Below are 11,397 nucleotides of genomic sequence, written 5' to 3' on the forward strand. Positions count from 1 at the left end.
TTGTGTCAAAGCGCCTAGTGTACCCTGATTTTACCTTTCATTTCTACTCTGATGGGGTTTCCGTTCTCATCAAGTTGAAGCCACATTAGCTGACTTTGCGGTTGGTTTGCATAACGGTGACTGCAAACATAAAGTTTATCAACTTGCTTAATGATAGCCCCCTGAGTGTATCGGAGATCCTGATACCAACACACGGGCTGCAGCTGCTCAAGGTATAAATTTGTTTCATTACCAAAGGCAAGTCCTTTGAGTGGAATCAAAAAAAATGTAAATAAAAAGCAAACTGACCGATTTTTCATGGCATAACTCCCAGTTCAAGCTAAATTTAAGTGGGTAAGCTAATGTACTATATACCTTAGCTATTGGTAATGTGTCGGCAAGCATCTTGTTGCTGTCTGGCCAAGATAATACATGCAGAAGTTGGGCCTATTCTTAGGTCTCAGGAGGGATTATGGCATTTGATGAAAAACTAATGGCTGAGCTGGAACTACTGGTGAAGTTTCCACGTAGTAGTTTGCACCAGGGGATAAAAATACATAAAAATGCAGATCAGGGTATTTTGGCAGCTGCCGAACGCTTGTATGCGAAAGGCGTTATCGATCAGCCCGATGGTGGGTACTTGACCGACCTTGGACATGATTTGTTAACTCATTTGGATCAGGTACATAGTGCCCTTAAGTAGGATATGAAATGAGAGGAGCGCAACATATCAGCGCTCCTGTACTATGTATTACTGAGGTGCATCAGGCTGATTTTCTGGTGCTGCTTCTATAAACGCAGAAAGCGTATTACAGTGTTCGTAGATACGGGCAATTTTCGGGAATTCACTCATATCAACTTTGAAACGCAGTGCATTATAAACCTGTGGTACTAAACAAACGTCAGCCAGTGTCGGCGTATCACCAAAGCAAAACGCGTCATCACCCAGCATAACCTCCAGCTTTTTAAAGCCTTCAATTACCCAGTGCTGATACCAGGTATTTTTTTGCTCATCTGAGACCGATAGCTCATTGCTCAGATACTTTAGCACTCTCAGATTATCAATTGGGTGAATATCACAAGCGATTGCATAGCTAAAGTTGCGCACCTGAGCCTTTTGCCATGCGTCAGCTGGTAACAATGGTGTTGCATCGAAGGTTTCTTCAAGCCATTCAAGTATGGCCAAAGACTGCGCCAGCATGCCTTGTTCAGTTTCAAGGGCAGGTAACAGACCTTGTGCATTTTTGCTTAAGTACTCAGCACCTTGTTGCTCTGATTTCAGCAAGTTCACTGGAACAAGTTCATGATCCAATTGCTTCAGATTTAATGCGATACGAACACGATAGGCAGCTGAAGAACGAAAATAAGTATACAGTTTCATGTTTGATCCTTTAATTCACGACGATTACTCTGGTCCTAATAAGGCAACCATAAGAGTATTTGGCTCAAATAAGAAACGCTGAGCAGGTGTTTAACCCGCTCAGCGTACTCAATGGTATCCACAAAGGGCGTTTACGCACCTTGGTAATATTTCTTGATACCTTTCCAACAATCAAGGTAATTCGGCTGGCGCTCTTTCCCTTCTAAAGCGTATTTAGTCGGTGAAATCACATAGCGTGACTCAAACATGAAGGCCAGTGTGTTTTCATAACGCTGTGGCTCAAGCTCTGCATTCGATGCTTTTTCAAAAACATCAGCTTCAGGGCCATGGGGAGACATACAGTTGTGCAAGCTCATACCACCGGGAACAAAACCATGCTCTTTGGCATCGTATACGCCTTCAATCAGACCCATAAACTCACTCATGATGTTGCGGTGGTAGTATGGAGGACGGAAGGTATTCTCTGCCACCATCCAGCGTGGTGGGAAGATCACAAAGTCGACGTTTGCAACACCAGGTGTGCCCGAAGGTGACGTCAGAACAGTGAAAATTGACGGGTCAGGGTGGTCAAAACTCACCGTATTCATCACATTGAAACGGGCAAGGTCGTACTTATACGGGGCACTGTTACCTGTCCAGGCCACGACATCAAGTGGCGAATGTCCGATATCACAACGGAACAGGTTACCATTAAATTTCGCAACGAGTTCGAAATCTCCTTCCAGGTCTTCGAACGCAGCTACCGGGTAAAGGAAATCGCGCTCATTGGTATAGCCATTTGCACCAACAGGACCACGTTCTGGCAAGATGTAAGGATTTCCATAGTTTTCGCAGATATAACCACGAACTTGTTCATTTAGTAGCTCTACGCGGAACTTAATACCACGTGGGATCACCGCTATTTCACCAGGCTTAATTGCCAGCTTGCCACATTCTGTGTGTAGTATCAGTTCACCCAGCTGAGGTACAAAGAGCAATTCGCCGTCGGCGTTGTAGAAATAACGGCCTTCCATAGAAGCGTTGGCAACGTATACATGGATACCGATGCCAGCCTGACCGTTGGCACTGCCGTTCGCAGCCATAGTGATTAAGCCATCGACAAAGTCAGTTTTCTCGGTCGGTACTTCGACCGGATTCCAGCGCAACATGGTTGGTGGAGTCGGTACTTCAGTGATTGGGGCTGTGCGCAGCAGACCGTTATCCATGGCCTGATAATCCCCCTGAACAACTGACGGGCGAATACGGTAGAACCAGTTTCTGCGATTTTCAGCACGGGGGGCTGTGAAAGCTGTCGTGTTGTATTGCTCTGCGTAAAGGTCGTATTTTACTTTTTGTGGTGAAAACTGACCCACAGGCAGGGCGCCGGGTAGGGCTTCGGTTTCAAATTCATTACCAAAACCGCTCATATACTCGAATTCTGCACTCATTTTGCATAGACTCCGTTGATGTTTTTTGTAAAGATACTCTCATGTGAGAGTATTTTCAATCCTTGGCAGTTTTTAATGTGTAAACCTATGTATACGAAAATTCGCCAGATGTACCCGGAGCTTGATAATGGCGTTTGATATCAATGAATTTCTGCCGTACCGCATGGTTAGGCTGGCCAATGCAATGAGTGAAGCATTTTCTGAAGTGTATGAACAAGCCGGGCTGACTATACCCCAGTGGCGGGTGTTGGTGCATCTGGCTCAGCACCCGGGTGCAACCGCAAAGCAGTTGTGCGACCTGGCAAGTATGGATAAGTCAACGGTGTCGCGGGCCATTAAGCAATTGCAACAACAGGGAATGCTGGTTGCCCAGCAAAGTGAGGCGGATAAACGCGCCACCGAAATGACGTTAACAGAGCAGGGCACAGTGTTGTATGAAACACTGACTCCTGAAGCGCTGGTTTGGGAAAGTAAACTCTTAAGCGAGTTAAACCCGGATGAAAAACAAGCTTTACTGGCGACAATGAAAAAGCTGGAAGGGCGTTTTCTTTTATAATGTAGCAAGTAGCCAGATTAAGTAACCAAAGCTTTGTTTTACTGGTCCACTATAACTAAAAAAGGTCAACCGAAGTTGACCTTTAGAGATTATCTAATTACGTGTTATAGATATTAGAAATCGTATTTAACACCGATACGGATTTCCCAAAGTGAAGGGCGAATTTCAAAATCAGTACCGCTTGGGTCATTAAATTTAACGAACTCGTAGCGACCTGCCTCGGTAATACGTGCAGTAACTGCATTTTGCATCTCACTACCCGTTTCCATTACGCCCCAGTCGTCGTTCAACAAGTTACCCAGGTTTTTGATTGTGAAGAACGCAGAACCTTTATGACCATCTGCAAAGCCAGCAAATTCCTGCTCAACTTTCAAGTCAAAAGTAACCCACCATTCACCGTCTTGAGAGTTACGGTCAAGGATTTCACCACGAGCAAGGCCTTCACGCTCAACCCAAGCATCAAACGCTGCTTTATCAAAGTCAGCACCGTACTGAACAGCATTGTCTTCAATGTTTGGTACGTACAATAGGTCACGTTCAGTATCAGCAAATCCAAACATACCTGTGTTGTCGAACGTGTAAGAGTAAGGGTTAGTTACGCTTGCCTGTCCAAATAGGTTGAACTTAGTCTCGTAGCCGTCGATAAACTCATGCTTGTACGACAGTGACAGAGTTGCACGGTGTGGCACTTCATAGTTAGAAGTCGACAGGTTAGGTGCCTCTGGGTTTGCCGTTGCAAAGAAGTGGTAGTTCGAGAACGCCACTGAGCTTGTCATTGGGTGCACGTCTTTAGAGACAGTGTAAGCATATGACATTGCCAAATCGATGCCGTTGTCAAATGACTTGTTCATACCGAACGACAGGATATGTGAATATGCGTCTTCGCCTTTTACATTAGTAAGTAAGAAATCTGAATTTCTTGGGTGCGGATCGTCTGAGTAGATTGGACGACCATCTGGTGCAGTACCAGCGCGAACTAAGGCTAAGTTTCTGACGATAGCCGAGTCTTGCTTGTGAGTGTATAAGTAATCAACGGTGAAGACGTAGTCTTCTTCTGTAACATACGTTGCACCTAGTGAGTATTTCCACTCAGAAGGGATATCAAAATCAGGATCTGTTACGTTGGTGCTTGCATCAGCGGTACCACTGCCCACAGCATCATACAGGTCTTTAGGGATAGCATAACCTGCATCGCCGTTATCTACGAATGTAACCGCATCCGGGCCAAGTAGCTGCATGTTCTTTTGGTTGATCTGGATGTTACGGATACCATCGTTAGAGTAGCTGTTTGAGATCCAAACGTTCGGGTTACCACCTGAGTACAAGCCAATACCACCACGCAGCTCAAGCTGGTCGTTGTAAACCCAGTTGAAGCCTAAGCGTGGTTGCAGTAGTGATACGCCGTCAAGGTTTTGTTGGTTAGAAAAGTCGTAACGGCCTTGGAAGTTCTTGTTTTCTGCAGGAACATCATCACTGGTGTACCAGTCGTAACGAAGGCCGGCAGTGATTGAGATTTCGTAATCTTCCAGGTCAATTTTATCTTGTACATACAGGGTGTTAAGCGCGTACTTGAATTCACCTGCAGCATCGATTGGGTTGTGGCTACTTGCGTTACCATAGTAAACGCGAGCTACACCATTACGGAAGTCTTCAATACCACCGAAGAAACGATGCTCACCTTCATTGTGCTGTACGAACATGTTGAAGACATCTAGTTCTTCCATTTCGTAGCCGAAGCTAATCTCATGTGAGTCAAGGTAGTATGTACCAGCCAGTTTAAGAGACAGGTTGTCATACTTTAGCTTGTTAGCCTGACGTGAGTCGTCTGGACCAATGTAAACAGTTACGTCGTCAGTATAGATTTGCATTTCACCGAAGCCAGATGCAGCGTCCAGAGAGTTCTGACGGTTATCAAGCTTAGAGTAGCCAACACGTACTTCAGTTGAGAAATCGTCGGTCCAGTCAGAGTATACCGTTGCAACGTAGGAGTTTAGTTCTGCGCCACGCTCGTAGAAATGGTTAGACAGAGACATACGGTCTGAGCTTGAGTCAGACTGGCTCAGAGAGAAACCGTCGTTGTAGTTGTATACGAACGAAGCACGGTGCATTTCGTTGATGTTCCAATCCAGCTTAATCAGGATTTTCTCATCTTCTACAGGCATGCTTGGGATCATTGAACCCGGATCATATTTATACAAAGACTTAGAAATATCGATGATTTCGTTGATTTCGTCTAACGTGATTTTCCCATTGGCAAATGGTGTGTATTCAAAAACCTGAGAGCCTTCCAGCTTTTCGTAGCTGGTGAAAAGGAAAAGCGTATCTTCAATCAATGGCATACCTACGTTGAAGCCATAACGCTTCTCATCATAGTCGCCCAGATTTTGCTTAGCACCTTCGATTTTATCACCAGAAAGTGAATCGCTAGTGTAGTCAAAGAAAACGCCGCCATGGATTTCGTTGGTACCAGACTTAGTTACGGCATTGATGTTACACGAAGTAAAGCCGCCGTACTGTACGTCAAACGGTGCTAACTCAACTGCAACCTGTGCAATAGTATCGAAAGAGAAAGGCATGCGTTCAGTTGGGTAACCGTTGCTGTTCAGACCAAAGTTGTCGTTCATACGAACGCCATCTACGGTCAGACTGTTGAATCTTGGGTTACCACCCGCACACTGAATTGCACCTGAGTTAGACTCGTCAACAAAAATACGCGGGTCTGTACGTACGATGTCTTTCAGGTCGCGGTTGATTGCTGGCTTTTCTTGCAAATCTGCTAAAGAGAAGTTAGTTGCCGGACCTGTACTACCAGAGTTCATGGTAATTGGACGACCAGTTACAACGATTTGCTCCATTTGGCTTTTAGACTGTAGCTGAACCGTAACAGGGTAAGTTTTACCCAGACTCAGGTATACATCTTCTACCATAGTGTCTTCGAAACTATCAGAGTCAACGATAATCTGGTAAGGACCACCAACGCGCAGGCCTTTCGCTGAGAATGAACCGTTTTCACCAACTGTCGTTGTTTTCACAGAGCCAGAAGGCGTGTGAATAATGGTGATTTTGGTGCCAACTGCCGGGTTTCCATTTGGACCGGTGATTTGACCTTTTACCGCAGAAGCAGTGTCATTCGCATAAGCAGCGCCACTTGCACCGACACATGCAGCGATTGCAAGTGAAAGAGCCGTTTTGCGTAGTTGCGTTTTCATTATGTTGTTTCCCGTGTTATAGGTTTATTAAATAATAATCGTCAAGGTTCACTTGGCTGCTTTTAACGCAGTTTCAAGCGGTCTTGAATTTTTGTCAAAAATTTGGTTTAGCAATCCTGCCAGTCTAATCCCACCTTGAAGAAGTCGAGACTTTACAACTGGGGTGTACCTATGAATATACGCCCAGCTGATGTCAGTTTCATTGCTATTATAAATATTTTCAGCTATTTGGTTCGATTCTACCAGCCAGTCGGTGGGGCGACTGTTGAGCATTTGCGCTATTTTCTTTTTATCGCGCGTTGCAATAAAGTCGCTCAATTCCCGATAAGAAAGCGCTTGATGTTCAATTAGTTTAGTATCAAAAACGGAGTGTAGATTTGTTTCTTCACTAAAAAAGGTCACTTTAATGAGATTACCACCGCGATCTTCACTACGACCGGCATGGAATGGCTGATGTGCGTCCCCAACTAAATGAACTAGGAACTTTAGCGCGAATTGCTTGTCTTCTTTAGAGGATTTTGTGTTTTCAAGCACAGAAACAGAGTAGTTGATGCCGTCTAGTATGTGTTTCACGTCATGTTTGTGTTCTACCGACGGATTGTCATGTTGCGTCATGCGGCTTGGATCTTTGATGTTGATGTAATGCCACTTGCCAGAGTGCTTTTTCCAGAACGAATCCGGGCTCGAGCGCATTTCATCCGCCCAGGTAGACACCTCAGCAAGTGAATCTTCTGCTAGCAGGGCTTTTACTGCTTTTTCGGTCGCTGGGGTAAGGTGTTGCTGGGCTAATTCACCCACGACTCTATGACCATTCATACCCCAAGACAAAGCACTGGTGCTGAAAATTACAGTAGATAACACCAAACACTGTATAGAAGCTCGTAACATCAAAAATTCTCGTTACCCAAAACGGGTATTGTTTACACCTTTGGAATGCGGCCAATTGTCCGGATTTTTTCGCAAAAGAAAAGGACTCAATGGGATTCATAATTTCTTGTTGATAAAGTAGCTAAAACAAGTGTTTATGCCTTTTTAGTAAGTTTACCTATTGCAATAAGTAATAAAAATTGATCTAATATAGGGGCGCGCAACTTAAGAAATACGAAGTTTTGAAAAATAATCACTCTCTAAGCAATAAAACAACTATTGTTACAGTTTTGTTTCTCTCAGTCTGGTGCTGTTGGTTACTTGCCAGTAATCTCACTGGCAAGCCGGTTGGTGAGTTACCAAAACTGGTCGAAAGCAGTGTCTCCTGTGAGACCCGTTCAACGAGCAATAAAGCCGTTTTCAGGGTGCATGTTCCGGTGGAACCTCTGGCTCGGAAATTGGCGCCTGCTTTGTGTCAGGACGAGGTAATAGCCAAGCAGTTTGGTCGGGTTAAGGTACGCTACAGTGGTGAACTGGCGGAGCAAATTGACTATATTGCCAAGGGGCTTGCTGATCTGACTTTATCAAAAGATAACGTAATGGCGGCTCTAAAAGCACAGTCTACTTATAATTATATGCCGGTCGTTGGTTATCCAGCTTATACAGCATTTTTTATTTCAAATCGCGAAAAGCCAAGGTTAGAGAAAGCCTACTTTCTGGATAAAAAAATAGGCCTTGTGGATTACCCAACCAGCCGCTCAGGGCATATCATTCCAAAACAAATGTTTAAACGGCTCGATTTGGATATGCGCGTACTGGATATCCAGTATGTCAGTTCTCATCAGGTGTTAAGAGAAAAGCTCTCAGCGGGTGAGCTGGACATTATTGCAACCTATTGGCAAGAAAGCGACGAGAATCGATTCTCTGCGAATTATATTACGCCGATCGGTAAGAACATCAGTGGAAGCCGCTGGTATGTAAAAATGGATGTTGATAACACCGATCTGGCATGTTCTTTACAGCGTCAGTTGCAGGACGTAGCCAAAAATAACGGCTCAAGCTATTTTGATAAACTGGATCTGTATTGGCAGTGTGATGATCTACCTGTTTATTTTCTTGGAGAAAAAGATGAGTCGTAAAACAGGTTTGCTGGCATTTTCTATTTATAGTGTCATTTTTTCCCTGGTGTTTGTGTTTGCTCACGAGCGGGCTATCAGGCACACCATTGAACAAGACTTGGGAAGTATCAAGCTTCGTGTTGCTCTGGATAAAAATCGACTTCCAATTGCAGATCCACAACTAAATTATGCCGGTGATGCCGCGCGTGTTCAGGAATATATAGACGCCCTGAATACAAGACTACATAAGGACATGAGCCGGGTTCGGGTCCTGAGTATCACCACAAAAGACGACCAGGCACCCAAAGAGCAGATACTGTTATCGGGGGCAGATGGTGATACCGCTATCAGCTACCAGGCGAATATGAGCCACAACCATTGGCTATATATATTACCTTTGGTAATTGCCTTACTAAACCTCGCTTTTTATCGCTCAGTTTCTCAGAAAAGAGAACAGGCGAAGCGGCAATCGGCGACAAGCTTGGCTGCCAAGCCGAAACCACAGCATTTGGTTGTTGACCTGTATTCAAAGACATTATGTCTGAGTGGCGACAAAACGCGTCAGGTTCAATTGGCCAATAAGCCATTGTGTTTTTACCTGGCGCTACTTGAGTTTTGTTTACATAATCCAGATGTATCACTCAATCAGAATAAAGAGGTGCCCGACGAGTTACTGGACATCGCTGATAAATACTTCCATCGTTTGGTTGCATTGGGTCACACGATCAGAAAACGGCCTAATTTTTCTAATAGTCTTGAGAAAACACTGAGTGAGATCCGAGCGGCGCTGGATGAGCTGCTAACACACCAACCTGAGCTAAAAGCAAAGCTGTACCCGCCTAAAGCTCATGGAGAAGGATCACGCTCAAAATTACACAGCTATGGACTAAAAGCGCAGAAGGCAGAGGATATAGAGGTGATCGGAAAGTAATAAAAGACGGGCGCATTCAGATGGCGCCCGTGAGTGTTTTAACCTTAGTCTGATAATGTTGAAAGCTTGATGGGAGAGTAGCGTTCGATAAAATCTCTCAAAACTTGCGCATCAGTACTATCAGTGGCTGTATAGCCAGGTAAGTCGGTCAATACTGGGTAACCGTCTCCACCAGCGGCGTTGTAGCTGTTGATACTCATTCGATACGTTTTGTTTGGATCAACTGGCTTACCTTGTATCTTAACATTTATCAGCTTGCCGCTTTGTATATCGAACTCGATACCATGATATTGCAAGTAGGCGCCAGAGTCTGGTGGAAATGCGCTAACAACCGACATATAGTCGATTAGCTCCTGACCACTCCAGTCGATGTAAGTGATCCGATTTCGAAACGGGTGTACCGTTAAAATGTCTTTGTAGCTCACTTCTCCGGCCTTTATACTGGCTCTTATTCCGCCACCACTGATGAGCCCGAAATCGGCTCCTGTGGCTGCCATTTGTGCTTTAATGATCAAATCGCCAAGGGGACTTTGCTTGAAACGAACAGTATTTCTTCGTCCATCTAAAAATGCATCGACCTCACCAATAGCGCCCAGAATTTTACTTTCTCCGGCTTTCTGATAAGGGGCTAAAAAGGCTTTTAACTCCGAGTCATGCTCTATGTAATCATGTGCCCACTGACCGTGTTCATCTTTTAGATTTACCGGGATCAATTCATAGCTTTCAAGCGTTTTCTCACTTTCAGAGATTCTGAAAACCGCTTTGCCCACATACTTGCCCCATTCATGTGCCTGCATAATCCAGATGCCGTTTTGCTGGTCCGGCTTACACGCTTTGCCTGGTGCAAAGTCAGAATCCTCTGCGCCATTTTCATCTATACAGATTGGTTCCTGAGAATGACCACCTATGATCATGTCAAGCGTACCAGCAGGCACATTGCGAGCCAGCGTTACATCTCCAGGTGCATTAATACCATAAGCTGCATCATGATAGTGACCCATATGCGTTACTGCGATTGTCACGTCTGGATCATATTGTAGTCTGATGCGTTGCGAGAGCTGCGCAGTAATAGGGGCTGGCTCTACAAAGTCGAGGCCACCAACGAACTCAGGGTTGGCGATCTTTACTGTATCTACCGTAGTCAAACCAATAATCGCGATTTTCAGGCCCTGTTTTTCTATTATTGTATAAGGTTGATAAGCATGCTCACCATTATGTTTGTGCAATATGTTGGCAGATAAAAACGGAAAGTTAGCCCAGGCAATTTGTTTGTCCAGGACATCAAGTGGATTATCAAACTCATGATTGCCAATGGCCATGGCATCATAACCCAGTAAGCTCATTCCCTTGAAATCGGGCTCTGCATGCTGAAGATCTGACTCTGGCACTCCCGTATTTATATCACCGCCAGACAATAGCACCAGGCTGTGGCCTTGTGCCTTGGCCTCTGCTCTTAATTGATCTATCAGGGTTTTTCGTGCTGCCATGCCATATTCACCGTCTTCATTGTGCCAAAATCGGCCATGGTGATCATTGGTGTGAAGCACAGTAAGATACTGAACAGGATTTATTGCTGGGTCAGATTTGGTTTGTTGTATTGTATTACACGCTGTTAGGGAAAGTGCCAACAGCGATGGAATGATAAAGCGCATAAGTCTACTTCAATGGGGTCTTTCTATGCGCCTTAGTTTAAACTAAAAGCTCTAAGCAAATATAGCCGATTATTGAATTTTTGACTTCATTCTGGAGTCATACACTGCATTGTGTCTGCGAGTCAGCTCTTCTTTAGCCAAATTCTGTTTGGCATGTCCGGTGGCAACCATCCAATTAAGAAAGCTGGCTGGCAGCTTGCTGTAAGGTTCACCGCTATGAAGCCCAAAGTCGCAGATAGATTGATTGCTTTCCATTATATGTGCCTCTGATTATTCA

11 protein-coding genes are annotated in these 11,397 nt (G+C 44.7%); 4 read left to right on the top strand and 7 right to left on the bottom strand.

Annotated elements, in window-relative coordinates:
• Positions 1-14: 14 nt before the first annotated feature.
• Positions 15-299, bottom strand: a complete 285-nt coding sequence (locus CWB99_RS24850; protein ID WP_138551966.1) for a DUF1496 domain-containing protein — start codon at positions 297-299, stop codon at positions 15-17.
• A gap of 152 nt (positions 300-451) precedes the next feature.
• Here CWB99_RS24850 and CWB99_RS00340 point away from each other — a divergent pair, with 152 nt between their 5' ends.
• Positions 452-682 (top strand): TIGR02647 family protein, encoded by a 231-nt coding sequence (locus tag CWB99_RS00340; RefSeq protein ID WP_054016710.1) that lies wholly within the window; start codon positions 452-454, stop codon positions 680-682.
• A gap of 48 nt (positions 683-730) precedes the next feature.
• Here the strand turns inward: CWB99_RS00340 and maiA are convergent, their stop codons facing one another.
• Both maiA and hmgA read right to left on the bottom strand, forming a co-directional pair.
• Positions 731-1,360 carry a maleylacetoacetate isomerase gene (maiA, locus tag CWB99_RS00345; protein ID WP_138551965.1) on the bottom strand — a complete coding sequence of 210 codons (630 nt, stop codon included), beginning with the start codon at positions 1,358-1,360 and terminating at the stop codon, positions 731-733.
• A 131-nt stretch (positions 1,361-1,491) separates the two neighbouring features.
• On the bottom strand, positions 1,492-2,787 hold the full coding sequence (hmgA, locus tag CWB99_RS00350; protein ID WP_138551964.1) for a homogentisate 1,2-dioxygenase: 1,296 nt from the start codon (positions 2,785-2,787) through the stop codon (positions 1,492-1,494).
• Positions 2,788-2,914: 127 nt separating this feature from the next.
• On the opposite strand from hmgA, the gene CWB99_RS00355 reads away from it, so the two are divergent.
• A complete protein-coding gene (locus CWB99_RS00355) occupies positions 2,915-3,343 on the top strand; it encodes a MarR family winged helix-turn-helix transcriptional regulator (RefSeq protein WP_138551963.1) in 429 nt (142 codons plus the stop codon).
• A gap of 113 nt (positions 3,344-3,456) precedes the next feature.
• Here the strand turns inward: CWB99_RS00355 and CWB99_RS00360 are convergent, their stop codons facing one another.
• The gene (locus CWB99_RS00360) at positions 3,457-6,552 is read right to left on the bottom strand and encodes a TonB-dependent receptor (protein WP_138551962.1); all 3,096 of its coding nucleotides are present in this window, start codon (positions 6,550-6,552) and stop codon (positions 3,457-3,459) included.
• A 48-nt stretch (positions 6,553-6,600) separates the two neighbouring features.
• Positions 6,601-7,440, bottom strand: a complete 840-nt coding sequence (locus CWB99_RS00365) for a S1/P1 nuclease (RefSeq protein ID WP_138551961.1) — start codon at positions 7,438-7,440, stop codon at positions 6,601-6,603.
• A 269-nt stretch (positions 7,441-7,709) separates the two neighbouring features.
• Between CWB99_RS00365 and CWB99_RS00370 the strand changes: the two genes are divergently transcribed.
• Together CWB99_RS00370 and CWB99_RS00375 are read left to right on the top strand one after the other, a co-directional pair.
• Positions 7,710-8,558, top strand: a complete 849-nt coding sequence (locus CWB99_RS00370) for a PhnD/SsuA/transferrin family substrate-binding protein (RefSeq protein ID WP_249331567.1) — start codon at positions 7,710-7,712, stop codon at positions 8,556-8,558.
• Positions 8,548-9,468 (top strand): hypothetical protein, encoded by a 921-nt coding sequence (locus CWB99_RS00375; protein WP_138551960.1) that lies wholly within the window; start codon positions 8,548-8,550, stop codon positions 9,466-9,468. The genes CWB99_RS00370 and CWB99_RS00375 overlap by 11 nt, the downstream gene beginning before the upstream one ends.
• 44 nt (positions 9,469-9,512) lie before the next feature.
• On the opposite strand, the gene ushA is transcribed toward CWB99_RS00375, so the two are convergent.
• Both ushA and CWB99_RS00385 read right to left on the bottom strand, forming a co-directional pair.
• Positions 9,513-11,120, bottom strand: a complete 1,608-nt coding sequence (gene ushA, locus CWB99_RS00380) for a bifunctional UDP-sugar hydrolase/5'-nucleotidase UshA (protein WP_138551959.1) — start codon at positions 11,118-11,120, stop codon at positions 9,513-9,515.
• A gap of 69 nt (positions 11,121-11,189) precedes the next feature.
• Complete coding sequence (locus CWB99_RS00385) at positions 11,190-11,375, bottom strand: hypothetical protein (protein ID WP_138551958.1); 186 nt, start codon at positions 11,373-11,375, stop codon at positions 11,190-11,192.
• Positions 11,376-11,397: the final 22 nt, after the last annotated feature.

The organism is Pseudoalteromonas rubra, from assembly GCF_005887095.1.
GTDB lineage: Bacteria > Pseudomonadota > Gammaproteobacteria > Enterobacterales > Alteromonadaceae > Pseudoalteromonas > Pseudoalteromonas rubra_E.

Excerpts from the sequence above, each read along its gene's own strand:
- CWB99_RS00355 (WP_138551963.1), top strand. The coding sequence starts at position 2,915 with ATGGCGTTTGATATCAATGAATTTCTGCCGTACCGCATGGTTAGGCTG.
- CWB99_RS00365 (WP_138551961.1), bottom strand. The coding sequence starts at position 7,440 with ATGTTACGAGCTTCTATACAGTGTTTGGTGTTATCTACTGTAATTTTC.
- CWB99_RS00360 (WP_138551962.1), bottom strand. The coding sequence starts at position 6,552 with ATGAAAACGCAACTACGCAAAACGGCTCTTTCACTTGCAATCGCTGCA.
- maiA (WP_138551965.1), bottom strand. The coding sequence starts at position 1,360 with ATGAAACTGTATACTTATTTTCGTTCTTCAGCTGCCTATCGTGTTCGT.
- ushA (WP_138551959.1), bottom strand. The coding sequence starts at position 11,120 with ATGCGCTTTATCATTCCATCGCTGTTGGCACTTTCCCTAACAGCGTGT.
- CWB99_RS00340 (WP_054016710.1), top strand. The coding sequence starts at position 452 with ATGGCATTTGATGAAAAACTAATGGCTGAGCTGGAACTACTGGTGAAG.
- CWB99_RS00375 (WP_138551960.1), top strand. The coding sequence starts at position 8,548 with ATGAGTCGTAAAACAGGTTTGCTGGCATTTTCTATTTATAGTGTCATT.
- CWB99_RS24850 (WP_138551966.1), bottom strand. The coding sequence starts at position 299 with ATGAAAAATCGGTCAGTTTGCTTTTTATTTACATTTTTTTTGATTCCA.
- hmgA (WP_138551964.1), bottom strand. The coding sequence starts at position 2,787 with ATGAGTGCAGAATTCGAGTATATGAGCGGTTTTGGTAATGAATTTGAA.
- CWB99_RS00385 (WP_138551958.1), bottom strand. The coding sequence starts at position 11,375 with ATGGAAAGCAATCAATCTATCTGCGACTTTGGGCTTCATAGCGGTGAA.